The sequence below is a fragment of the Streptomyces sp. NPDC059909 genome, from assembly GCF_042730885.1.
Lineage (GTDB): Bacteria > Actinomycetota > Actinomycetes > Streptomycetales > Streptomycetaceae > Streptomyces.
The window spans coordinates 99,087-122,305 of the sequence record NZ_JBHWKX010000002.1 but is presented as its reverse complement, the minus strand read 5'-3'; the positions used below and the strand labels follow the sequence as shown (position 1 = coordinate 122,305).

The following is a 23,219-nucleotide window of genomic DNA, read 5'->3' as shown; positions in this document are numbered from 1 at the left end:
CCTGTCGGCCGGGGCCTCTTCAGAGCCAGCGGGGCAGTACCGCCCGTGTGGTGGCGCGCGCCGCACGCGCGGCCTCCGTGTCGCGGCCCAGCAGCCAGGCGCAGAGACCGGCGGCGGGAGCGGCGACGACCTCGGGCCCGGATCCGTCCGGGCCGAGCCGGTATGCGGCACCGTCCCGGTCCGTCGGGCGGAGCAGCACCGCGGGGCAGTCCTCCTTGGCGCCGACCGTCGCCGACACCTCTGCGAGCAGCGCGTCGACGAGATCGTCCGGGAAGGCGTCGGTGTCGTCGCCGGTGCCCAGGTCGACCAGGTGCACCCAGACCTCGCGGGTCCTCATCCACGGCACCTCGCTCGCGGGGACGGTGCGGCCGAGGGCGCTGCGGACGGTGGCCTGCCAGGCCTCGGCGGGCAGCGCGTCGACGGCGGCCAGCAGCCGGGCGTCGGCGTCCCGGACGTCGGCGAGGACGGCCGGGGCCGGGCGGCCCGCACCCTCCTCGATGTCGGCGAGGCGCCGCTGCGGGTCGGCGTACATCGGCGTCTCGACACCGGTACGGGCCCAGGTCAGCAGGTTGACCAGGGCGTCCGCGTTGCGTGCGAGATGGGTCAGGACGTGTGCGCGGGACCATCCGGGCAGCAGCGACGCTCCCCCGGCGGCCGTGTCGCCCAGCTCGTCGAGCCGCTTGTGGAGCAGCGCCGAGCCCTCGTGCACCCAACCGAGTGCGCGGGCGAATCCGTGCTCAGCCATCGGTCGGCTCCTCCACCTTTTCGTCCACCTTCTCGGCGCGGCACACGTTGCGCAGCTCGCCGATGCCGGCCACCGCGGTGGTCAGGGTCCGGCCCTCGGCGAGGTACCGCTGCGGCCTGCGGGCGTGGCCGACGCCGCCCGGGGTGCCCGTGGCGATCACGTCGCCCGGCTGAAGCGTGAGGATCGTCGAGATGTACGAGACGAGGGTCGCCGCGTCGAAGACCAGGTCGGCGGTGTCGGCCCGCTGCACGGTCTCGCCGTCGACCGCGCCGCTGAGCGCGAGCCCGGCGGCCGGGTCGGCCTCGTCCGGCGTGACCAGGACGGGCCCGAACGGTGTGGTGGCCTCGAACGTCTTGCCCTGCAGCCACATCGGCGAGCGGTACTGCCAGTCCCGGGCGGTCACGTCGTTGAGGACCGAGTAGCCCGCGATGGCCGCGGCCGCGGCCTCCTTGCCCGCGTGCCGGACGGGCGCGCCGATGACGACGGCGAGCTCGGCCTCCCAGTCGACGGCCTCGGACGCGGCGGGCAGCACGATCTCGTCGTACGGACCGATCAGGGCCTCGGGGTACTTGGCGAACAGCGTGGGGTACTGCGGAAGTTCGCGGCCCATCTCGAGGATGTGGTTCCGGTAGTTGAGGCCGACGCAGATGATCTTCCCCGGACGGGGGACGACGGGTGCGTAGTCGAGCGAGCCGACGGCGTGCGCGGTGCCGGCCGCTGCCGCAGCGAGCCGCTTCCAGTCCGGGTCGGCGAGCAGGGCGCCCAGATCGCGGTGGCCCGTCTCGACGGCGGTGTCCCCGTCGATGCGTACGGCGGCGGTGGCGCCTGCGGTGCGGATGGTGGCGAGCTTCATCGGTGCGTGGTCCCTTCGGCGACCGTGGTGGGCAGGGTGTGGAAGTGGAGCTTCTCCATGACCGGGGCGTCGCTGAAGCGGAAGAGGTCGAGCGGCGCGCCCGCCCCCGCTCCCGCCTCGATGGACACCTCGGCCCAGGAGGGGACGGTGACGAGGTCGCCGCGGGTGACCTCGAACCGCTCACCGTTCACGACGAACGCGCCCGAGCCGTCGAAGACCTGCCACACCGACGAGGCGACTTCGCGCGACGCGGGCACGGCGGCTCCGGCGCGCAGCCGGTGCATCTCCGTACGGAGGGTGGGCAGCGCATCGGCGCCTGTGGTCGGGTTCGAGAAGCGGACGGCCGCGTGGCCCGTGTGCGCGGTGACGCCGTCGTGGCCCTCGGCCTCCAGCTCCAGCTGGCCGGCGAGCGCGGCGTCGGTGTGTTCCCAGCGGTAGGCGGCGAGCGGTGACCTGGGGGTGTCCGCGAGCCGGGAGAGCGGGCGCAGACCCGGGTGGCCCCACAGACGCTCGGCGCGCGAGCGCTCCGGTGTGGAGCGGTCCTCCAGCGTGTCCGGGCCGAACTCGAAGAACTCCGTGTTCAGGGCGGACGACAGCGGGATGTCGAGCCCGTCCAGCCAGGCCATCGGCCGGTCGGTGGTGTTGTGGTGGCCGTGCCAGGCCCAGCCCGGGGTCAGCAGCAGGTCACCGCGGCGCATGGCGACCGGGTCGCCGTCGACGAGCGTCCACACGCCCTCGCCCTCCAGGACGAACCGGAAGGCGTTCTGGGCGTGGCGGTGGACCGGCGCCACCTCGTGGGGGCCGAGGTACTGGATCGCGGCCCAAAGGGTGGGAGTCGCGTGCGGCAGACCGTGCAGCCCCGGGTTGGAGAGCGAGATCGCACGGCGCTCGCCGCCCCGGCCGACCGGCACCAGTTCACCGGCCCTGACCGCGGCCGCGTACAGCTCGGACCAGCGCCAGCGATGGGGGACCGCCGCGGGGTGCGGGTGCAGCGGCATCAGGTCCTCGCGCTCGGTCCACAGCGGGATCAGTCCGAGCGAGTCGAACTCCTTGTACAGCTCGGTGAGCCGGGGGTCCTGCGGCTCCGCCGTCGCTTCCTGTCCGGACACGGGGCACGTCCTTTCGGCTGCCGGGCGCTGCCCCTGATGGGCGGCGCCTCCCATGTCCGGGACATTACGAGTCGTTTTCCAGAACGGAACAATCTCGGGGTTAGAATTCCTCTGTGAAGAATTCAGCCGCCTCGCACCAGACCTCCCCGACCCCCGCGCACGGCCTGGAATCCGTGGAGAACGCCCTCTCGCTGCTGCTCCTGCTCCGCAAGCAGGGGCGGGTGCGGCTGAGCGAGGCAGCCGACCACCTCGGCGTCGCCCGCTCCACCGCCCACCGACTGCTGGCCACGCTCCGCGGCCGCGGCTTCGCGGTGCAGGGCGCCGACAAGGCGTACCGCCCGGGGCCCGCCCTCTACCGCCTCGGCATGTCGCAGCGCTCCGACTACGAACTCGTGGAGAGCGCCAGGCCGCACATGCTCTGGCTCAACGAGAGGCTCGGCGAGACCGTGCACCTGGTGATCCGGGCAGGGGCCGAGGCGCGCTTCCTGCACAGCATCGAGGGCACGCACGCCCTGCGCGTCGGCAGCCGGGCCGGCGCCGTGCTGCCCGCGCATCTCGCCTCCGGCGGCAAGGCGCTCCTCGCCGAGCTGAGCGTGGCCGAGCTCGCCGAGATCTACGGCGCGCAGGGCGCCGGGCACCCGGACACCGACCCCGAGACGCTGCACCGCCGGCTCGGCGCCGTACGCCGGCGCGGATACGCCGTCAACATCGGCGAGACCGAGCGAGGCGTCTCTGCCGTGGGTGCCGCCGTGCACGAGCCGGGCGGCCGGGCCGTGGCCGCGATCACCGTCTCGGCGCCCTCGCTGCGCTTCACCCGCGCCCGTCTCGACGAGGCCGCGGCGGTGCTGCGGGAGGCCGTGCACCGCATGGAGGCCGCGTTCTGAGCCGCGGACCGTGCGCGTGCGAGCCGTGAAGGTACGCAGGCCCGGGCCGAGCATCGTACGGACGGGCGCCGCCTGCGCAAGCGCTCGGGGCCCCTGTACCGCAGAGCGGAATTTCTCGGCCAATCCATTGCTCTCAGCGTAACAACGCTGTTTCCATCCCGGTCACCGGCAGGTCGCCGTACGGCGCCGGAGGGACACCGGCATCCGATGCCGCGGCCTGGCCCGGCTCCCCGCCTCCCCGTGACAGGACGTGGCCGCATGACCATCGACGCTCGAGTCCCCGTCTCGCCCCCTTCCGACCCTTCCGGTCCCTCCGATCCCGCCGACGCCCGCACCCGCGCCCTGACCCTGGCGGTCGTCGCCCTGTGCACGGCGGCGATCACGGTGGAGGGGTTCGACCTCATCGTCTACGGCGTCGCGCTGCCCTCGATGCTCGCCGACGCCTCCCTGGAGCTCGACAAATCCCTCGCCGGAACCCTCGGCAGCCTCGCCTACGCGGGCATGCTCATCGGCGCCCTCGTCTGCGGGCCGCTGGCCGACCGCCTCGGACGGCGCCGGCTCGTCCTCGCGTCCGGCGCGCTCTTCACCCTGTTCACGGTGGCGTGCGCGGTCGCCGCCGACCCCTGGCAGTTCGGCCTGTTCCGGCTGCTCGCCGGCATCGGCATGGGCGGTGTCATGCCGTCCTGCGTGGCCCTCTCCAAGGAGTACGCCCCGCGCGGCCGCTCCGCGCTCGTCGCGACGGCGGTGCTGGCCGGCATCCCGGTCGGCGGGGTACTGGCCGCGCTGACCGCCACCGCCTGGGGTGCTCCGCTGGGCTGGCGAGGCCTGTTCGGCGTCGGCGCCGCGCTGTCGGCGGCCGTCGTCGCCGCCGCGTACTTCCTGCTGCCCGACTCGCGGCCGCAGGCGGTGGCCCGCGACGGCGAGCGGACGGGTGTGCGCACGGTGCTCTCCGGCGCGTACGCCCGCGGGACCGTGCTGTTCACCGTCGCCAACTTCGCCGTGCTGCTGGCCTGGTACGGCCTGAACACCTGGCTGACCCAACTGATGCGGGAGATGGACTACCCGCTCGGCTCGGCCCTGCGGTTCACGCTCGTCCTCAACCTGGGCGCGGTCGTCGGCTCGTTCGTTCTCGCCGCGGTCGCCGACCGGATCGGCCCGCGCCTGGTCACCGCCGGCAGCGCGGTCCTTGCGGCGCTCGCCGTGTTCGGACTGTCGCAGGGCGGCGGCACCGCCCTCATCCTCGGCATCACCGCGCTCGCGGGAGTCGGCGCCCAGTCGGCGCTCACCATGCTCAACGACTGGGTGGCGTCCAGCTATCCGGCGTCCGCCCGGGCCACGGCACTGGGCTGTGTGTCCGGCTTCGGGCGCGGCGGCGCGATCGTGGCACCGCTGCTCGGCGGCTGGATCCTGCAGGCCGCGCTGGGACCGGTCACGGTCTTCTACGTCTTCGCGGGCGCCGCGCTGGTGTGCGCGGTGGCGCTGCTCGCCGTACCGGTCCGCCGGGGCTGACCGCCCACCGGGGCCGCCGGTTCACGGAGCCCGCCGGTTCACCGTAGGCCGCCGGTTCACCGGAACCGGCGGCTCACTCCCAGCGGAAGAACTTCGCGGCAGCGCCCAGGCCCAGCACCGCCCACGCCGCCAGGATCCCCAGGTCGCCCCACGGAATCGCGGCACCGTGCTGCAGCACGTCCCGCAGCCCGTCCGAGAGCGCCGAGATCGGCAGCAGGCCGAGCACAGACTGCGCCGCGTCCGGGAACTTCTCCAGCGGGACGACCACCCCGCCGCCCACCAGCAGCAGCAGGAACACCAGATTCGCGGCGGCGAGCGTCGCCTCGGCCTTCAGCGTCCCGGCCATCAGCAGACCGAGACCCGAGAAGGCCGCGGTGCCGAGGACGAGCAGCAGGAGCACGGAGACGGGGTCGCCCTGCGGGGACCAGCCCAGCGCGAAGGCGATGCCGGTGAGCAGGACGATCTGCAGCACCTCGGTGACCAGGACCGACAGCGTCTTGGCCGTCATCAGCGCCCAGCGCGGCAGCGGTGAGGCGGCGAGCCGCTTGAGCACGCCGTAGCGGCGCTCGAAACCGGTGGCGATGGCCTGGCCGGTGAAGGCGGTGGACATCACGGCCAGCGCGAGGACGCCCGGGGCGAGGAAGTCGACGGCCCTGCCCGTACCCGTGTCGACGATGTCGACCGTCGAGAAGAGCGCGAGCAGGAGCGACGGGATGATCACGGTCAGCAGCAGTTGCTCGCCGTTGCGCAGGAGCATTTTCGTCTCCAGCGCCGCCTGCGCCGCGATCATCCGCCCGACGGGGGCGGCACCCGGCTTCGGCGCGTACGTACCCGGCGTCGCCGGTCCGCCCGGCGTACCGGACGTCACGTCCGTGGTCACCTCAGCGGTCACGACCTCAGCTCCTTCCCGGTGAGCTCCAGGGCTGTGTTTTTCCGGGGGGCGACCCCCGGACTCCCGGTGGATGGGGTGTCGTCCGGTGTCACGAGGTCAGCTCCTTCCCGGTGAGCTCCAGGGCTGTGTTTTTCCGGGGGGCGACCCCCGGACCCCCGGCAGATGGGGCGTCGTCCGACGTCACGACCTCAGCTCCTTCCCGGTGAGCTCCAGGAACACGTCCTCCAGGGTGTGCCGCTCCACCGAGATGCCGTCCGGCATCACGCCGTGCTGCGCGCACCAGGAGGTGACGGTGGCGAGCAGCTGGGGGTCGATCGTGCCGCTGATCCGGTACGCGCCCGGCGTCAGCTCCGCCGCGGACGTGCCGTCCGGCAGCGCCTTCAGCAGCGAGCCGACGTCGAGGCCGGGGCGGCCGGTGAAGCGCAGGGTGTTCTCGGCGCCGCCGCGGCAGAGCTGCTCCGGGCTGCCCTGGGCGACGACCCGGCCCGCGTCGATGATCGCGACGTCGTCGGAGAGCTCCTCGGCCTCGTCCATGAAGTGGGTGGTGAGGACGACGGTGACGCCGTCCGTCCGCAGTTCGCGCACCAGGTCCCAGGTGGAGCGGCGGGCCTGCGGGTCGAGCCCCGCGGTCGGCTCGTCGAGGAAGACCAGCTCGGGGCGGCCGACGACGGCCATGGCCAGCGCGAGCCGCTGCTGCTGCCCGCCGGAGAGCCGCCGGTACGTCGTACGGCCGCAGGAGCCGAGACCCAGGCGCTCGATCAGGGCGTCCACGTCGAGCGGATGCGCGTGCAGCGTGGCCATGTGGCGGAGCATCTCATCGGCGCGGGCGCCCGAGTAGACCCCGCCGGACTGGAGCATCACGCCGATGCGTGGCCGCAGCCGCGCGGCGTCGGCCACCGGATCCAGGCCGAGGACGCGGACCGTGCCGGAGTCGGCGCGGCGGTAGCCCTCGCAGGTCTCGACCGTGGTGGTCTTGCCGGCCCCGTTCGGGCCCAGGACGGCCGTCACCGTGCCGGGGCGGACGTCGAGGTCGAGCCCGTCGACGGCGGTCTTGGTTCCGTATCGCTTGACCAGGCCCCGGATCAGGACGGCGGGCTCGCTATGCATGCCGGGAAGTCTAGGCGGGGCCTGCGGCGCCCCCTGGTGCGGGTCCCCCGCCCGTCGTCCGCCCGTCATCCGCTCGTCATCGTTGGCGAATTCTCGCCACGCAGGCCTACTTCCGCAACTCCTGTGACTGCTTCACCATCGTGCATCAAGCTCAGGCAGTTACTGATACCCCCCATCGCGTGACGGTTGGTAACAGCGTGAGCGTCACGGCACTCGAACGCACTTCCTTCACCCATCCCGAGAAGGAGAAGCTCGTGGCCAGACGCTCCATCCGTAAGAGATCCCTCGCGGCTCTCGCCGCAGCCCTGACCGCCCTACCCCTTGCGCTCGCCGCTGCCCCTGCCCACGCCCGTCCCGACGACCCCGTCGCTCCTGCCCTGCTCCAGCAGAAGGCCGAATCCAAGGTCGTCGACGGCCTGCACAAGCATGACAAGGCGACCTTCTGGATCAACCTCACCTCGGAGGCGGACACCAAGGCAGCCCGCGCCGCCGGTGACAAGGACACCAAGGCACGGAAGCTGTACGCGGCCAAGACCGCACACGCCAAGAAGTCGCAGGCCGCGCTGGCAGACCTGCTGCGTGAGGCCGGCGCGTCGTTCACGTCGTACTGGATCACCAACTCCATCAAGGTCACCGGTGTCGACAAGGCGCTGGCGGAGAAGATTGCAGCGCGCTTCGATGTGGCGTCCATCGAGGCCGACGACCCGATCACCATTCCCGACCCGCTGCCTGGTCAAGGCGAGCCGGGCGCCGACTCCGTCGAGTGGAACATCGACCGCATCAACGCTCCCAAGGTCTGGGCCGAGCTCGGCAGCAGGGGCGAGGGTGTCGTCGTCGCCAATATCGACACCGGCGTGCAGTACGACCATCCGGCACTCAAGGCCGCCTATCGCGGCGCCAAGGCCGACGGCACGTTCGACCACGCCTACAACTGGTTCGATCCGGCCAAGGTCTGCTCCGGCACGGCGCCGTGCGACAACAACGGCCACGGCACCCACACCATGGGCACCATGGCGGGCGCGGACGGTATCGGTGTCGCCCCGGGCGCCAAGTGGATCGCCGCCAAGGGGTGCGAGTCCAGCTCCTGTTCGCGTGGCTCGCTGCTCGCGGCGGGCCAGTGGGTCGTCGCCCCGACCGATCCGGCAGGCGGCAACCCCCGCCCGGATCTCGCACCCGACGTGGTGAACAACTCGTGGGGCGCCAACGTCTACGACCCCTGGTACCGGACCGTCGTGCAGTCGTGGCGCGACGGGGGCATCTTCCCGGCGTTCTCCAACGGTAACGCCGGCCCTGCCTGCAACACCTCCGGCAGCCCGGGCTCCTACACCAACTCCTACTCGTCGGGCGCCTTCGACATCAACAACGCCATCGCGTCGTTCTCCTCGCGTGGCACCGGTGAAGACGGCGGGATCAAACCCGATCTCGCGGCCCCTGGTGTCAATGTCCGCTCCTCCTGGGCGGGCGGCGGCTACAACGTGATCTCCGGAACGTCGATGGCCTCCCCGCACACCGCCGCCACCGTTGCCCTGATGTGGGCCGCGTCGCCGGCCATCCAGGGAGACATCGCCGCAACCGAGGCACTGCTCGACAAGTCCGCTGTCGACACCCCTGCTTCCCAGTGCGGTGGCACCGACGCCAAGAACAACGTTTTCGGTGAGGGCCGGCTTGACGCGTTCGCCGCGGTCAGCGCGACCCCGCGGGGACCGCTCGGTGCGGCGAGCGGCACGGTGACCGGCCCGTCCGGTCCGGTTTCCGATGCCGTGGTCTCCTTCGACGGGCCGATGAAGGCCACGGTCACGACCGGTGCGGACGGCGGCTACGGTCTGCCCAAGCTGATGGTCGGCGACTACAAGCTGACCGTGGCCAAGTTCGGATTCATCTCCGCCGAGGCGACGGTCACCGTCATAGAGGGTGCGACCGCCACCAAGGACTTCACCCTCGCCGCCGCACCGTCACGGACTCTCAGCGGAATCGTCCGTAGCTCGGCGGGGCCGGAGGCCGGCGCCACCGTCGTGGCCCAGGGCACCCCGGTGAACGCCACCACCGCCGCCGACGGCACGTACTCCGTCACGCTCCCGCTGGGTACGTACGACCTGGTGGTGACCCCGGCCGGGGCCTGCGCGTCGGGCACCTCCGTCCGGGTCACCGTGTCCGCCGAGGACACGAACCTGCCGGACATCACCCTGGCCGACCGGACGGACACCTTCGGGTACAGCTGTCGCGTCGGCGGCGGCGACTTCCCGACGGGCGACACGAAGCTCACGTACACCAGCACCACATCGGGCTCGGCCACCTTCAACCTGCCGTTCGCTGTGCCGTTGTACGGCAAGGGCTACAGCAAGGCGACGGCCACGACCGAAGGCGTCCTGGCCTTCGGCACCTCGTCGACGAACAGCTCCAACGCCACCCTGCCGACCACGTCGCTCCCCAACGGCGCGCTGTACCCGCTGTGGGACAACATGACGATCGACGCAGCGGCCGGCGTCTACTGGTCGGCGACCGGCACCGCACCGCACCGCAAGGTCGTTGTCGAGTGGCGCAACGCCCTGGTCGTGACCGGTGGGGAGCGGGTCACGTTCTCCGCGGTGATCGGCGAGGACGGCGCGGTCTCGTACCACTACGAGACCGTGCCCGGCGGTGGCGCCTCCGCGACCGTCGGCCTGGAGAACGCCACCGGCACTGACGCACTGCTCTACTCCTTCAACACCGCGTCCGTGACCGACGGCTCCAGCGTCTCCTTCCGCACGGCGGGCCGCGGGGTCGTGGCAGGCCGGGTCGTCGACGCCAATGACAAGGAGCCGCTGGCCGGCGCCGCCGTCAAGGTCGGCGCCGAGACGGCGACCACGGCCGCCGACGGAACGTACGCGGTACAGCCCGAGGCGGGCTCGTACCCCCTGGAGATCTCCTCGGCGCGCTACGAGACGGTCACCGGCACCACCGATGTCGAGGGAGGCGGGATCGCTTACACCGAGACCGCTCTGAAGACCCCGCTGGTGACGCCGGCCACGGTCGTGTACCGGGAGGTCATTCCGGCAGGTCAGACCCGTGAGCGCACGCTGGAGCTGACCAACACGGGAACGGATTCGGCTTACACGGTGAGTGAGAAGGCGGACGTGGCCTGGATCAAGCCGCTGCCCGTCGAGGGAACGATCGCCACGGGCAGGACCGTGCAGGTGCCGCTCACCTTCGACACCACGGGAGCAACCCCCGGCACGGTTCTCACCGCCACCCTGGTGCTGAACAGCGCGAGCGGCCGCGCCCCGGTCGTCGAGATCCCGGTGAGCGTGGTCGTACCGGCCTATCAGACGGCGCTGGACACGGGCGCCGGGACGACCTCGGTGGACGTACTCGGCGACACCTGGGGCCCCGACCGTCCGTACACCGCCGGTTCGTACGGCTATCTCGGCTCCACCACCGACGTCTCCACGTCGAAGCCGATCATCGGTGCCACCGATCCCACGCTGTACCGCACTGCGAGGCAGGACATGTACGAGTACCGATTCGACGGGCTGCCGTCCGGCACCTACCGGATCGAGCTCGGTTTCGCGGAGCTCGGCTCCAAGGGTGCGACCGACCGGGTCTTCGATGTGATGGCCGAGGGGACGCAATACGTGGCCAACCTCGACCTCGCTCTCGAGGCCGGCCGGAAAACCGCCCTTGACCGGGCATTCAATGTCACCGTCACCGACGGCCGGCTGAACCTCCGGTTCGTGGCCAACGCAGGAAAGCCCCTGGTCAACTCGATCAGGGTGACCGAGCGGTCCGATCTGGGCTGATCCCGTCCCCGCCGGCCACGTACGCGCGACTGTCGCGCGTACGTGGCCGGCTCATGCACGCGAGTGACCGCGGGCTGCGACCGTGGCTGTCCTCCCGTCCGCCAGGAGGACAGCCGTCATCGGCCGCGCGATGCCTGCCTCGGCGGGGGTGAGGACGCGGTCCCGCGGGGAAGGATCACGGTATGCCCGTGCTCATCGGCACCTCCGGGTGGCAGTACAAGGACTGGCGCGGCGTGCTCTACCCCGAGGAGCGGCCCCAGCGTCTCTGGCTGGAGGAGTACGTACGGCACTTCGCGACCGTCGAGAACAACAACGCCTTCTACCGGCTCCCCGAGCAGAAGACCTTCGCCGACTGGCACGACCGCACCCCCGGAGGATTCGTCATGGCGGTCAAGGCCAGCCGCTATCTCACGCACATCAAGCGACTGCACGATCCGGAGGAGCCCGTGCAGCGGCTCATGCAGCACGCCGAAGGGCTGGGGGACCGGTTGGGGCCCGTCCTGCTCCAGCTGCCGCCCACCCTCCGGTGCGACCCCAAGGCCCTTGACGCGGCTCTCGCCTGCTTCCCGCGCCGGGTCCGGGTGGCCGTCGAGCCCCGGCACGACTCGTGGTGGACGGACGAGGTCAGGGACGTCCTGAAGGACCGCGGCGCCGCGCTGTGCTGGGCGGACAGGGGGTCAAGGCCGGTGTCGCCGCTGTGGCGGACGGCCGACTGGGGGTACGTGCGGTTCCACGGAGGGCTGGCCGAGCCGGCGCCGCGCTACGGGCGCCAGGCGCTCACCAGCTGGGCCGGGCGCATCGCCGACGCCTGGCCGGACCGGGCCGACGTCTACGCGTACTTCAACAACGACATCGGCGGGGCGGCCGTGCACGACGCCGCCGGCTTCGCGCGTGCGCTGGCGGCGCGTGGACGCACGGTGACCCGTACGCCGGACGGGGCGACCTGAGGGGCGGGACCCGGGCCGCATGCGGTGAACCTGCGTGGGCACCCACGCAATGGAACGCTGTGAAGGAAAACGCTGTGAGGAACCGTGAGGGAAGCACTCTCCGGACACCGGAAAGGCGGCAGCCATGGCGGACAACGACCTTGAACGTCTGTTCGGCGGCGCCGACACCGAGACGGGAAAGCTGCTCGCTTCGCTGCTCAGTGAGGTCGGCGACAGCGGGCAGGGCGGTGGCAATCCGCTCCAGGGCCTGGTGAGGGAGCTCGGCGAGGGCGGTCTGGGCCCGAAGGTGGAGTCCTGGATCGGCACGGGCGAGAACCGGCCCATCAGCGGTGCGGAGCTCGCCCAGGCCCTTCCGTACCAGGTCCTCGACAGCGTCGCGCAACGCGCGGGCGTCACCCCCGAGCAGGCGGCCGACCGGCTCGCCGAGGCGCTCCCGCAGGCCGTCGACGGGCTCACCCCCCGGGGCGAGGTGCCGCAGGGCATGCTGTGAGCTTTCGGGCGGGGTCGACGGGCACGGCGTCACCCGTCCGGACCACCGGGGGGCACCTGCCGGGCCCGGATCGAGCCCTGCGGGACACACGGGGCATAAAGGGCTGGTCACAGAGCTGCGGCCATGCTCCAGGCCTCGCCGGACGGTGTCCCGGCAGCCGTGCCGATTCATCCCACGAATGATCATCCCTGCAGGTCAGGTTAGGTTTCCCTAAGTGATGTACGGCACCGTCCAGTGATCGGGACGCGGCTTGTCAGTCTCTCGGGAATTACGCAACAATGGCGTTGTGAAAAACGTCGGTGAGGCTCCTCAGGAGGAACTCGCGACCGGTGAGCGGTCCACGCGCAACCGGGTCGCGCGGTCCATCCTGGACCACGGGCCGTCCACCGTCGCCGACCTCGCAGGGCGCCTCGGGCTCACCCAGGCCGCTGTTCGCCGCCACCTCGACGCACTCGTCTCCGACGATGTCGTCGCCGCCCGCGAGCAGCGGGTCTACGGAGCGCGCACCCGCGGCCGACCCGCAAAGGTGTTCGCTCTCACCGACTGCGGCCGGGACGCTTTCGAGCAGTCGTACGACAAGCTCGCTGTCGACGCCCTGCACTGGATCGAGCGGGCCGCCGGCGGCGGTGCTGCCGGAGAAGCCGCCGTCGCCGCGTTCGCCCGGGACCGGATGGAGAGCCAGGCCGAGGCGTACCGCGCGGCCATGGAGACCGCGGACCCGGAGGAGCGCACCGAGGCTCTCGCCAAGGCGTTGACTGCCGACGGGTACGCTGCTACGGCGCGTAACGCACCGGTGGGCGAGCAGCTGTGCCAGCACCACTGCCCCGTCGCCCACGCCGCCGAGCGGTATCCGCAGCTGTGCGAGGCGGAGACCGAGGTCTTCTCCCGCCTGCTCGGCACCCATGTGCAGCGTCTGGCGACCATCGCCCACGGCGACGGCGTGTGCACCACCTTCATCCCGAAGGCCGGCCACAGGCCCGACGACGGGGCCGGCGAGACCAGCAAGACCGACAAGACCACTTCGCAAGCATCTGCAAGCACGGCCGGGAGGAACCCCGCATGACTCTCCCCACGGAGACTGCCCACCCTGAGCTCGAAGGCCTGGGCAAGTACGAATACGGCTGGGCCGACTCCGACGCCGCAGGCGCGGCCGCCAAGCGCGGTCTCTCCGAGGACGTCGTCCGTGACATTTCGGCGAAGAAGAACGAGCCGGAGTGGATGCTGAAGCTGCGTCTGAAGGGCCTGCGTCTCTTCGACAAGAAGCCCATGCCGACCTGGGGTTCCGACCTCTCCGGCATCGACTTCGACAACATCAAGTACTTCGTGCGGTCCACCGAGAAGCAGGCGGAGTCCTGGGAGGACCTCCCGGAGGACATCAAGAACACGTACGACAAGCTCGGCATCCCCGAGGCGGAGAAGCAGCGCCTCGTCGCCGGTGTCGCGGCCCAGTACGAGTCCGAGGTCGTCTACCACCAGATCCGTGAGGACCTGGAGGAGCAGGGCGTCATCTTCCTGGACACCGACACCGCGCTGAAGGAGCACCCGGAGCTCTTCAAGGAGTACTTCGGCACCGTCATCCCGGTGGGCGACAACAAGTTCGCCTCGCTGAACACCGCGGTGTGGTCCGGCGGATCCTTCATCTACGTCCCGAAGGGCGTGCACGTCGAGATCCCGCTCCAGGCCTACTTCCGGATCAACACCGAGAACATGGGCCAGTTCGAGCGGACGCTGATCATCGTCGACGAGGACGCCTACGTCCACTACGTCGAGGGCTGCACCGCCCCGATCTACTCCTCGGACTCCCTGCACAGCGCCGTGGTCGAGATCATCGTCAAGAAGGGCGCCCGCTGCCGCTACACGACCATCCAGAACTGGTCGAACAACGTCTACAACCTGGTCACCAAGCGCGCCGTGGCGTACGAGGGCGCGACCATGGAGTGGATCGACGGCAACATCGGCTCCAAGGTCACGATGAAGTACCCCGCCGTCTACCTGATGGGCGAGCACGCCAAGGGCGAGACCCTCTCCATCGCCTTCGCGGGCGAGGGGCAGCACCAGGACGCCGGCTCCAAGATGGTCCACATGGCGCCGAACACCTCGTCCAACATCGTCTCCAAGTCGGTGGCGCGCGGCGGCGGCCGCACCTCCTACCGCGGTCTCGTCGAGATCGGCGAGGGCGCGGCCGGATCGAAGTCGAACGTGCTCTGTGACGCCCTGCTCGTCGACACCATCTCCCGCTCCGACACCTACCCCTACGTGGACGTCCGCGAGGACGACGTCTCCATGGGCCACGAGGCCACCGTCTCCAAGGTCTCCGAGGACCAGCTCTTCTACCTGATGAGCCGCGGCCTCACCGAGTTCGAGGCGATGGCCATGATCGTGCGCGGCTTCGTCGAGCCGATCGCGAAGGAGCTGCCCATGGAGTACGCCCTCGAGCTCAACCGGCTGATCGAGCTCCAGATGGAAGGCGCGGTCGGCTAGCGCCACCGTCCCCTCCCATCAGCACCGTCTTATCCGAGAAAGCGAGCACTACGACAGCCATGGCTGACGCTCAGAACATCCCGGCGGGCTCCACCACCGCCGGCTCGATCGCGGTGGCCGCCGAGTCCACCGTCGCCACGCGCATGAGCGCGCCCCCGTCCTACGACGTGACGGACTTCCCCGTCCCGCACGGGCGCGAGGAGGAGTGGCGGTTCACTCCGCTGGACCGCCTCGCCGGGCTGCACGACGGCACGGCGGTCGCCACCGCCGGCGGTGTGACCGTCGAGGTCAGCGCCCCCGAGGGCGTCACGGTGGAGACGGTCGGCCGCGACGACGCGCGGCTCGGCACGGCCGGTACCCCCGTGGACCGGATCGCCGCCCAGGCCTACTCCTCCTTCGAGAAGGCCTCGGTCGTCACGGTCCCCAAGGAGGCCGTGCTCACCGAGCCGATCCGGATCGCCGTGCACGGCGAGGGCGGTACCGCCTTCGGCCACCAGCACATCGAGCTCGGCGCCTTCGCCGAGGCCGTCGTCGTCATCGACCACACCGGTGAGGCGGCCCTCGCCGCCAACGTCGACTACGTCCTCGGTGACGGCGCCAAGCTGACTGTCGTCTCCGTCCAGGACTGGGACGACAAGGCGGTCCACGTCGCCCAGCACAACGCGCTGATCGGCCGGGACGCCTCGTTCAAGTCCATCGTGGTCACCTTCGGCGGCGACCTCGTGCGCCTCCACCCGCGCGTCTCGTACGCGGGCACCGGCGGCGAGGCCGAGCTCCTCGGCCTGTACTTCACGGACGCCGGCCAGCACCAGGAGCACCGTCTCCTGGTCACCCACAACAGCCCGCACTGCAAGTCCAACGTGGCCTACAAGGGCGCGCTGCAGGGCGACGACGCGCACGCCGTCTGGATCGGCGACGTGCTCATCGAGGCCAAGGCCGAGGGCACGGACACGTACGAGATGAACCGCAACCTGGTTCTGACCGACGGCGCCCGTGTCGACTCCGTGCCGAACCTGGAGATCGAGACCGGCGAGATCGTCGGCGCCGGCCACGCCTCCGCGACCGGCCGCTTCGACGACGAGCAGCTCTTCTACCTCATGGCCCGCGGCATCCCGGAGCAGGAGGCCCGCCGCCTCGTCGTGCGCGGCTTCTTCGCCGAGCTGGTCCAGCAGATCGGTCTGCCGGACGTCGAGGAGCGCCTCATCGCCAAGATCGAGGCCGAGCTGGAGGCTGCGCTCTGATGGCCTTCGTCCGAGTCTGCGGGCTGAGCGAGCTGGAGGAGGACACCCCGAAGCGGGTGGAACTCGACGGCACGCCGGTCTCCGTCGTCCGTACGGAGGGCGAGGTGTTCGCGATCCACGACATCTGCTCGCACGCGAACGTCTCCCTCTCCGAGGGCGAGGTCGAGGACTGTCAGATCGAGTGCTGGCTGCACGGCTCCAGCTTCGACCTCCGCACCGGCAAGCCGTCCGGCCTTCCCGCGACGCGCCCCGTCCCCGTGTACCCCGTAAAGATCGAAGGGGACGATGTGCTCGTCTCCGTCACCCAGGAGTCCTGAGTCACCCATGGCAACGCTTGAAATCCGCGACCTGCACGTCTCCGTCGACGCCGAGAACGGCCCCCGGGAGATCCTCAAGGGTGTCGACCTCACCGTGAAGCAGGGTGAGACCCACGCCATCATGGGTCCCAACGGCTCCGGCAAGTCGACCCTCGCCTACTCCCTCGCGGGCCACCCCAAGTACACGATCACCAGTGGCACCGTGACCCTGGACGGCGAGGACGTCCTGGAGATGGCCGTCGACGAGCGCGCCCGCGCCGGCGTCTTCCTCGCCATGCAGTACCCGGTCGAGGTCCCGGGTGTCTCGGTCTCCAACTTCCTGCGCACCTCCGCCACCGCCGTCCGCGGCGAGACCCCCAAGCTGCGCACCTGGGTGAAGGAGGTCAAGGAGACCATGGAGCGTCTCCAGATGGACCCCGCCTTCGCCGAGCGCAACGTCAACGAGGGCTTCTCCGGCGGTGAGAAGAAGCGCCACGAGATCCTCCAGCTGGAGCTCCTCAAGCCGAAGATCGCGATCCTCGACGAGACCGACTCCGGCCTGGACGTCGACGCACTGCGCACCGTCTCCGAGGGTGTGAACCGCGTCCGCGAGACCGGCGAGGTCGGCACTCTGCTGATCACGCACTACACGCGCATCCTGCGCTACATCAAGCCCGACTTCGTCCACGTCTTCGCGAACGGACGCATCGCCGAGTCCGGCGGCGCCGAGCTCGCGGACAAGCTCGAGGCCGAGGGCTACGAGGCATACACGAAGGGTGGCGTATCCGCGTGACACAGCTGCCGGGCCTCCTCGACACCGAGGCGATCCGCAAGGACTTCCCCGTCCTGGACCGTCTGGTCCACGACGGCAAGAAGCTCGTGTACCTGGACAATGCGGCGACCTCGCAGAAGCCGCGTCAGGTGCTGGACGCACTCAGTGAGTACTACGAGCGCTACAACGCCAACGTCCACCGCGGTGTGCATGTGCTCGCCGAGGAGGCCACGGCGCTGTACGAGGGCGCTCGCGACAAGGTCGCCGCGTTCATCAACGCGCCGAGCCGCGACGAGGTGATCTTCACCAAGAACGCGTCGGAGTCGCTGAACCTCGTGGCCAACATGCTGGGCTGGGCCGACGAGCCCTACCGCGTGGACCGCGAGACCGAGATAGTCATCACGGAGATGGAGCACCACTCCAACATCGTTCCGTGGCAGCTGCTGTCGCAGCGCACCGGCGCGAAGCTGAAGTGGTTCGGCCTCACCGACGACGGCCGTCTCGACCTCTCCAACATCGACGAGATCATCACCGAGAAGACGAAGATCGTCTCCTTCACGCTGGTCTCCAACATCCTGGGCACGGTCAACCCGGTCGACAAGATCGTCCGCAGGGCGCAGGACGTCGGCGCGCTCGTCCTCGTCGACGCCTCGCAGGCCGCCCCGCACATGCCGCTGGACGTCCAGGCCCTGGGCGCCGACTTCGTGGCCTTCACCGGCCACAAGATGTGCGGCCCGACCGGCATCGGTGTGCTCTGGGGCCGCCAGGAGCTGCTGGAGGACCTCCCGCCGTTCCTGGGCGGCGGCGAGATGATCGAGACCGTCTCGATGCACTCGTCGACCTACGCGCCCGCCCCGCACAAGTTCGAGGCGGGTACGCCCCCGATCGCCCAGGCCGTCGGCCTCGGCGCGGCCGTGGACTACCTCACCGCGATCGGCATGGACAAGATCGCGCAGCACGAGCACGCGATCACCGAGTACGCGGTCAAGCGCCTCCAGGAAGTCCCCGACCTGCGGATCATCGGCCCGGTCACGGCCGAGGACCGCGGTGCGGCGATCTCCTTCGTGCTCGGCGACATCCACCCGCACGACGTGGGCCAGGTCCTCGACGAGCAGGGCATCGCGGTCCGCGTCGGCCACCACTGCGCGCGGCCCGTCTGCCTGCGCTACGGAATTCCTGCGACCACGCGGGCGTCGTTCTATCTGTACTCCACGCCGGCCGAGGTGGACGCACTGATCGACGGCCTGGAGCACGTCCGCAACTTCTTCGGGTGAGGGGCCTGACGTGAAGCTTGATTCGATGTACCAGGACGTCATCCTGGACCACTACAAGCACCCGCACGGGCGGGGCTTGCGTGCGGGTGACGCCGAGGTGCACCACGTCAACCCCACGTGCGGCGACGAGATCACGATGCGCGTGAAGTACGACGGCACGCGCATCGAGGACGTCTCCTACGAGGGCCAGGGCTGCTCCATCAGCCAGGCCTCCGCCTCCGTGCTGAACGAGCTGCTCGTCGGCAAGGAGCTCGCCGAGGCGCAGAAGATCCAGTCGACGTTCCTCGAGCTGATGCAGTCCAAGGGACAGATCGAGCCGGACGACGCGATGGAGGAGGTGCTGGAGGACGCGGTCGCGTTCGCCGGTGTCTCGAAGTACCCGGCGCGCGTGAAGTGCGCCCTCCTGAGCTGGATGGCATGGAAGGACGCGACGGCCCAGGCGCTGTCCGAAGGGAAGACCGTATGACTGAGAACGTCGAGGCCACGATGAAGCCGGCCTCCGAGGAAGAGATCCGCGAGGCGCTGTACGACGTCGTCGACCCCGAGCTGGGCATCGACGTGGTCAACCTCGGCCTGATCTACGGCATCCACATCGACGACTCCAACGTCGCCACCCTGGACATGACGCTGACGTCCGCGGCCTGCCCGCTGACCGATGTGATCGAGGACCAGGCGAAGGCGGCGACCGACGGTATCGTCAGCGAGCTGAAGATCAACTGGGTCTGGATGCCGCCGTGGGGCCCGGACAAGATCACGGACGACGGGCGCGAGCAGCTTCGCGCGCTCGGCTTCAACGTCTGACCCGACACGCGTCGTAGCCGACCGACGGCCATGCCCGCCAGGCACACTGGCGGGCATGGCCGTTCGCATGTACCACCTCGTCGTCGACGCCCACGATCTGCCCGGCCTGGCCCGGTTCTGGTGTCAGGTGCTCGACTGGCAGGTGCTCTTCGAGGCCGAGGACGAAGTCGTCATCGGTGCCGATGAGTTCGCGATGCCGGGCATGTGCTTCGTGCCCGTGCCGGAGAAGAAGACCGTCAAGAACCGGCTGCACATCGATCTCACGCCCGACGACCAGGCCGCCGAGGTCGAGAGGATCCTCGCGCTCGGGGCCCGGCGGGCCGACGTCGGGCAGGGGGACGACGTGAGCTGGGTGGTGCTGGCGGACCCCGAGGGGAACGAGTTCTGTGTGCTGCGGCCGAAGAGGTCGCTCACGGACTGACGGGCGGGGCAGGCGGCTGCGGCGCGGACATGCCGGCCGCCTCGGCCAGGACCGGGGCCAGGTTCTCCTTGCGGATGCGCTGGTCGACGTAGAGCAGGCCGTTCACCAGGGGCGGGAAGGTCGTCTGGATGATGTAGCCGATCAGCTGGGCCACGAGGGCGACCACGATGTAGACGGCGAAGACCGACAGCAGCTCCGACAGCTCCGGCTCGGGGCCGAGGCCGGCCGCGCCCGCCATAGCGGGGATCATCCCCAGCATGGTGAGCACCTGCTGGATCAGCCCGGCCACGACCGCGGCGATGAGATAGGCCAGCACGGAGATGCCGAAGACCGGCCACCAGCGGCCGCGCACCAGCTCCGAGGAGCGTCGCATCGCCCGGACGGGCCCCTGCTTCTCGAACACCACGGCCGCGGGGGCCAGGCTGAACTTCACCCAGAGCCAGACCGCGGGTACGACGGTCACCAGGGCTCCGAGCAGGACTATCGCGACGAGCGCGCCCGCCCCCGCGTCGCTGCCCTCGTCGGAGCCGATCATCGACGCGCCGATCAGGGCGGCCGCGAAGCCCGTCATGGCCAGCACGATCGGGACCACGGCGATCAGCCCGCTGAGCAGTCCCGTGCCGATCAGGGCGGGGACTCGGGGCATGGCCTGCCGCCATACCGAGCCGAACGTGGCCGGGCGCCCCAGGACCGCGTCCTGGAGGAGGGCGAGCATGCCGGCCTGCACGATCGCCATGGCGAGGACGTACCCGATCACGGCGACGAGCCAGATGCATACGAAGGCGACGACCAGCGGCTGGATCTGGTCCCACTCCGGGTCCACGCCGTGGGGCAGGTCGATCAGCTCGTAGAACGTGTCGCTGACGGCGGAGAAGGCGATGAGCAGGGCGCAGACGATCAGGAGGGTGAAGCCTCCGAACACGGCCGCCGGCAGGCCGATGGCCGGCTTCTTGTAGCGGCCGATGGTCGCGAAGGCGCCCCCCAGTGTGTCGCCGAGGGTGAGGGGCTGCAGCGGGATCACGCCCGGCTTCGGCGGCGGTGGCGGCGCCCAGCCGCCCCAGCCCTGTGCGCCGGGCGGCCCCCCGGGTACGCCCCCGTACGCATCGCCGTACGGGCCCCACCCCACGTTGTCCGACATTCCCCGTCCCCCTCTGTCCTGTTCTCGTCCCCGTCTGACCGGAACACGGTAGCGGTGCAGGAGCATGCTCACGACACCGCTGCTGTGTACAGGCGTACACATCGTTGCGTACACTCGTACACATGGGATACGGACTGCTGGCCGCGGCCATCGCGGCGGAGGTGGCCGGCACCACGGCCATGAAGTACAGCGAGGGCTTCACCCGGCTGTGGCCGTCGCTGATCACCGTGGCGGGCTATGTGCTCGCCTTCACCCTGCTCGCGCAAACCCTGAAGACACTCTCGGTGGGCACGGCCTACGCGATCTGGGCCGGCGTCGGCACCGCGGCCGTGGCCGCGATCGGCATGCTCTTCATGAACGAGTCCACCAGCCCGGTCAAGATCGCGGGCCTTGGACTCGTCGTCGCGGGGGTCGTCGTCCTCAACCTCGGCGGGGCGCACTGATGGGGCGCGGTCGGAGGTACGACCCGGAGCGGCGCCAGCGCATCATCGACGCCGCGATCCGTGTGGTCGGGCGCAGCGGTATCGCCGGACTCAGCCACCGGTCCGTCGCCGCGGAGGCCGATGTGCCGCTCGGCTCGACGACGTACCACTTCGCCTCCCTGGACGAGCTGCTGGTCGCCGCGTTGCGGCAGGCGAACGAGGGCTTCGGCCGGGCCCTCAGGGAGAGCGGCGCCCTCGCCGACCCGGACGCCGATCTCCCCGGGGAGCTCGCCCGGCTCATGGGGGAGTGGCTCGGCGGCGAACGCACCGGCGTGGAACTCGAGTGCGAGCTCTACCTGGCCGCCCTGCGCCGTCCCGCCCTGCGTCCGGTCGCCGCGGAGTGGACCGACGGCGTCGTCGAGATCCTCTCGCGCAGGACGGACCCGGTCACGGCACGGGCACTGGCGGCCCTGATGGACGGCATCTGTCTGCAGGTGCTGCTGACCGACACGGCGTACGACGAGGGGTACGCGCGCGAGATGCTCCGGCGGGTGGTGCTGGGCTGAGGGACGCGTCCGGGTGCCTTCGGGGCCGTGGGGGCGGGCCGGGCGCGGGTGTTCGTGGGTGCCTGGGCGGCCGGGCGCGCCCCCCCGCGGCGGCCCCCCGCACGCCTCCGGCGGTCCGGCGACCGGCACATGAGACCGGTTCGCTCGTGCGCGCCCCGGCCGGTTAGGTTCTCCTCATGACCGACACCACTGCTCCTCGCACCACCGGCGCCGTCGCCGCCGGCCTTGCCACCATCGCCGGCGATGGCACCGTTCTCGACACCTGGTTCCCGGCCCCCGAGCTCTCCGCCGAGCCCGGCCCCGCCGGCACCGAGCGCCTCACCCCCGACCAGGCCGTCAACCTGCTCGGCGAGGGTGCCGCCAAGGCCGTCGGTGTGGACGCCCGCCGCAGGGTCGAGGTCGTCGCCGTCCGTACGGTCATCGCCTCGCTCGACGACAAGCCGCTGGACGCGCACGACGCCTACCTGCGCCTGCACCTGCTCTCGCACCGTCTGGTGAAGCCGCACGGCCAGAACCTGGACGGCCTCTTCGGGCTGCTCTCCAACGTCGCCTGGACCTCGCTCGGTCCGATCGCGGTCGACGACGTCGAGACGGTGCGCCTGAACGCCCGCGCCGAGGGCCTGCACCTGCAGGTGACCTCGATCGACAAGTTCCCGCGGATGACGGACTACGTGGCCCCCAAGGGCGTCCGGATCGCCGACGCCGACCGCGTCCGGCTCGGCGCGCACCTCGCCGCGGGCACCACCGTGATGCACGAGGGCTTCGTCAATTTCAACGCCGGCACGCTGGGCACCTCCATGGTCGAGGGCCGCATCTCGGCGGGCGTCGTCGTGGGCAACGGCTCCGACATCGGCGGCGGCGCCTCCACCATGGGCACCCTCTCCGGCGGCGGCAACGTCATCATCTCCATCGGCGAGCGCTGCCTGATCGGCGCCGAGGCGGGCGTCGGCATCGCGCTCGGCGACGAGTGCGTCGTCGAGGCCGGTCTGTACGTCACCGCCGGCACGCGCGTCACGCTGCCCGACGGTCAGATCGTCAAGGCCCGTGAGCTCTCCGGTGCGTCCAACATCCTCTTCCGCCGCAACTCGGTGACCGGCGCCGTCGAGGCCCGCCCGAACAACGCGGTGTGGGGCGGGCTCAACGAGGTTCTCCACAGCCACAACTGACCGCGGCCGACCCTGGCCGGACGCATTCGTGTGACTCTGCGTGACTTTTCATACCGCCAGGCGGATGAACAGGCCGACCCGGAGTCACTCGAAGAGCCAAGGCGAGGAAGCGACATGAAGACCAGGCCGGCCGTCCTCGGAACGCTGACGCTCATGGCCGTGGTGCAGCCGTCCGGAGCCGCTCTCGCCGACGAGACCCACACCGGTTCCCACAACGGGCCGGCCGTGTCACTGATCTCGACCGGCCAGATCGACGACCCGCTCGAGGACGTCCTGGAGCACGCAGCGATCCTCGGGTCCTCGGACACGCCCTGAGGGGGCCGGCCGGC

The 23,219-nt window shown here is 70.7% G+C and carries 24 protein-coding genes; 18 read left to right on the top strand and 6 right to left on the bottom strand.

What is annotated here, in order from left to right:
* Positions 1 to 19: 19 nt before the first annotated feature.
* From ACFV9O_RS02605 to ACFV9O_RS02595, 3 genes are read right to left on the bottom strand one after another with little or no spacing between them, the layout of a single operon-like run.
* On the bottom strand, positions 20 to 745 hold the full coding sequence (locus ACFV9O_RS02605) for a maleylpyruvate isomerase family mycothiol-dependent enzyme (RefSeq protein WP_385411316.1): 726 nt from the start codon (positions 743 to 745) through the stop codon (positions 20 to 22).
* Positions 738 to 1,598 carry a fumarylacetoacetate hydrolase family protein gene (locus ACFV9O_RS02600; protein WP_385411315.1) on the bottom strand — a complete coding sequence of 287 codons (861 nt, stop codon included), beginning with the start codon at positions 1,596 to 1,598 and terminating at the stop codon, positions 738 to 740. The genes ACFV9O_RS02605 and ACFV9O_RS02600 overlap by 8 nt, the downstream gene beginning before the upstream one ends.
* Positions 1,595 to 2,761, bottom strand: a complete 1,167-nt coding sequence (locus ACFV9O_RS02595; RefSeq protein ID WP_385411313.1) for a cupin domain-containing protein — start codon at positions 2,759 to 2,761, stop codon at positions 1,595 to 1,597. The genes ACFV9O_RS02600 and ACFV9O_RS02595 overlap by 4 nt, the downstream gene beginning before the upstream one ends.
* Before the next feature lie 59 nt (positions 2,762 to 2,820).
* On the opposite strand from ACFV9O_RS02595, the gene ACFV9O_RS02590 reads away from it, so the two are divergent.
* Complete coding sequence (locus tag ACFV9O_RS02590; RefSeq protein WP_385411311.1) at positions 2,821 to 3,591, top strand: IclR family transcriptional regulator; 771 nt, start codon at positions 2,821 to 2,823, stop codon at positions 3,589 to 3,591.
* Between the two features lie 258 nt (positions 3,592 to 3,849).
* A complete protein-coding gene (locus ACFV9O_RS02585) occupies positions 3,850 to 5,100 on the top strand; it encodes an MFS transporter (protein WP_385411309.1) in 1,251 nt (416 codons plus the stop codon).
* A 73-nt stretch (positions 5,101 to 5,173) separates the two neighbouring features.
* Here the strand turns inward: ACFV9O_RS02585 and ACFV9O_RS02580 are convergent, their stop codons facing one another.
* Both ACFV9O_RS02580 and ACFV9O_RS02575 read right to left on the bottom strand, forming a co-directional pair.
* On the bottom strand, positions 5,174 to 5,890 hold the full coding sequence (locus ACFV9O_RS02580; RefSeq protein WP_385411773.1) for an ABC transporter permease: 717 nt from the start codon (positions 5,888 to 5,890) through the stop codon (positions 5,174 to 5,176).
* Positions 5,891 to 6,172: 282 nt separating this feature from the next.
* Positions 6,173 to 7,099, bottom strand: coding sequence for an ABC transporter ATP-binding protein (locus tag ACFV9O_RS02575; protein WP_385411307.1), 927 nt, complete (start codon positions 7,097 to 7,099; stop codon positions 6,173 to 6,175).
* A 179-nt stretch (positions 7,100 to 7,278) separates the two neighbouring features.
* Here ACFV9O_RS02575 and ACFV9O_RS02570 point away from each other — a divergent pair, with 179 nt between their 5' ends.
* The 12 genes from ACFV9O_RS02570 (at position 7,279) to ACFV9O_RS02515 (ending at position 19,598) form a co-directional block, all read left to right on the top strand.
* Positions 7,279 to 10,875: a S8 family serine peptidase gene (locus tag ACFV9O_RS02570; RefSeq protein WP_385411306.1), complete on the top strand. Its 3,597-nt coding sequence runs from the start codon at positions 7,279 to 7,281 to the stop codon at positions 10,873 to 10,875.
* A gap of 182 nt (positions 10,876 to 11,057) precedes the next feature.
* On the top strand, positions 11,058 to 11,822 hold the full coding sequence (locus tag ACFV9O_RS02565; RefSeq protein ID WP_385411304.1) for a DUF72 domain-containing protein: 765 nt from the start codon (positions 11,058 to 11,060) through the stop codon (positions 11,820 to 11,822).
* Between the two features lie 124 nt (positions 11,823 to 11,946).
* Positions 11,947 to 12,312, top strand: a complete 366-nt coding sequence (locus ACFV9O_RS02560; protein ID WP_385411303.1) for a YidB family protein — start codon at positions 11,947 to 11,949, stop codon at positions 12,310 to 12,312.
* A gap of 286 nt (positions 12,313 to 12,598) precedes the next feature.
* The gene (locus tag ACFV9O_RS02555) at positions 12,599 to 13,375 is read left to right on the top strand and encodes a helix-turn-helix transcriptional regulator (RefSeq protein WP_385411301.1); all 777 of its coding nucleotides are present in this window, start codon (positions 12,599 to 12,601) and stop codon (positions 13,373 to 13,375) included.
* Positions 13,372 to 14,793 carry a Fe-S cluster assembly protein SufB gene (sufB, locus tag ACFV9O_RS02550; RefSeq protein ID WP_385411299.1) on the top strand — a complete coding sequence of 474 codons (1,422 nt, stop codon included), beginning with the start codon at positions 13,372 to 13,374 and terminating at the stop codon, positions 14,791 to 14,793. The genes ACFV9O_RS02555 and sufB overlap by 4 nt, the downstream gene beginning before the upstream one ends.
* Positions 14,794 to 14,852: 59 nt before the next feature.
* The gene (sufD, locus tag ACFV9O_RS02545; RefSeq protein WP_385411297.1) at positions 14,853 to 16,034 is read left to right on the top strand and encodes a Fe-S cluster assembly protein SufD; all 1,182 of its coding nucleotides are present in this window, start codon (positions 14,853 to 14,855) and stop codon (positions 16,032 to 16,034) included.
* On the top strand, positions 16,034 to 16,351 hold the full coding sequence (locus tag ACFV9O_RS02540) for a non-heme iron oxygenase ferredoxin subunit (protein ID WP_385411296.1): 318 nt from the start codon (positions 16,034 to 16,036) through the stop codon (positions 16,349 to 16,351). Before sufD ends, ACFV9O_RS02540 begins: the two co-directional genes overlap by 1 nt.
* 7 nt (positions 16,352 to 16,358) lie before the next feature.
* A complete protein-coding gene (gene sufC, locus ACFV9O_RS02535; protein WP_385411295.1) occupies positions 16,359 to 17,123 on the top strand; it encodes a Fe-S cluster assembly ATPase SufC in 765 nt (254 codons plus the stop codon).
* Positions 17,120 to 18,376 carry a cysteine desulfurase gene (locus tag ACFV9O_RS02530; protein WP_385411293.1) on the top strand — a complete coding sequence of 419 codons (1,257 nt, stop codon included), beginning with the start codon at positions 17,120 to 17,122 and terminating at the stop codon, positions 18,374 to 18,376. The genes sufC and ACFV9O_RS02530 overlap by 4 nt, the downstream gene beginning before the upstream one ends.
* Before the next feature lie 10 nt (positions 18,377 to 18,386).
* Complete coding sequence (gene sufU, locus ACFV9O_RS02525) at positions 18,387 to 18,842, top strand: Fe-S cluster assembly sulfur transfer protein SufU (protein WP_385411291.1); 456 nt, start codon at positions 18,387 to 18,389, stop codon at positions 18,840 to 18,842.
* The gene (locus ACFV9O_RS02520) at positions 18,839 to 19,177 is read left to right on the top strand and encodes a metal-sulfur cluster assembly factor (protein ID WP_385411290.1); all 339 of its coding nucleotides are present in this window, start codon (positions 18,839 to 18,841) and stop codon (positions 19,175 to 19,177) included. The genes sufU and ACFV9O_RS02520 overlap by 4 nt, the downstream gene beginning before the upstream one ends.
* Positions 19,178 to 19,232: 55 nt before the next feature.
* The gene (locus ACFV9O_RS02515) at positions 19,233 to 19,598 is read left to right on the top strand and encodes a VOC family protein (protein WP_385411289.1); all 366 of its coding nucleotides are present in this window, start codon (positions 19,233 to 19,235) and stop codon (positions 19,596 to 19,598) included.
* Here ACFV9O_RS02515 and ACFV9O_RS02510 read toward each other — a convergent pair.
* Positions 19,588 to 20,736, bottom strand: a complete 1,149-nt coding sequence (locus ACFV9O_RS02510) for a hypothetical protein (RefSeq protein ID WP_385411288.1) — start codon at positions 20,734 to 20,736, stop codon at positions 19,588 to 19,590. The genes ACFV9O_RS02515 and ACFV9O_RS02510 overlap by 11 nt on opposite strands.
* Positions 20,737 to 20,858: 122 nt before the next feature.
* Between ACFV9O_RS02510 and ACFV9O_RS02505 the strand changes: the two genes are divergently transcribed.
* The 4 genes from ACFV9O_RS02505 to ACFV9O_RS02490 all read left to right on the top strand — a co-directional run bounded on the left by ACFV9O_RS02505 (position 20,859) and on the right by ACFV9O_RS02490 (position 23,205).
* Positions 20,859 to 21,179, top strand: coding sequence for a DMT family transporter (locus ACFV9O_RS02505; RefSeq protein ID WP_385411287.1), 321 nt, complete (start codon positions 20,859 to 20,861; stop codon positions 21,177 to 21,179).
* Positions 21,179 to 21,724: a TetR/AcrR family transcriptional regulator gene (locus ACFV9O_RS02500; protein ID WP_385411286.1), complete on the top strand. Its 546-nt coding sequence runs from the start codon at positions 21,179 to 21,181 to the stop codon at positions 21,722 to 21,724. Before ACFV9O_RS02505 ends, ACFV9O_RS02500 begins: the two co-directional genes overlap by 1 nt.
* 176 nt (positions 21,725 to 21,900) lie before the next feature.
* A complete protein-coding gene (gene dapD / locus ACFV9O_RS02495) occupies positions 21,901 to 22,890 on the top strand; it encodes a 2,3,4,5-tetrahydropyridine-2,6-dicarboxylate N-succinyltransferase (RefSeq protein WP_385411284.1) in 990 nt (329 codons plus the stop codon).
* Between the two features lie 114 nt (positions 22,891 to 23,004).
* A complete protein-coding gene (locus ACFV9O_RS02490) occupies positions 23,005 to 23,205 on the top strand; it encodes a hypothetical protein (protein ID WP_385411283.1) in 201 nt (66 codons plus the stop codon).
* The last annotated feature ends 14 nt before the right edge of the window (positions 23,206 to 23,219 follow it).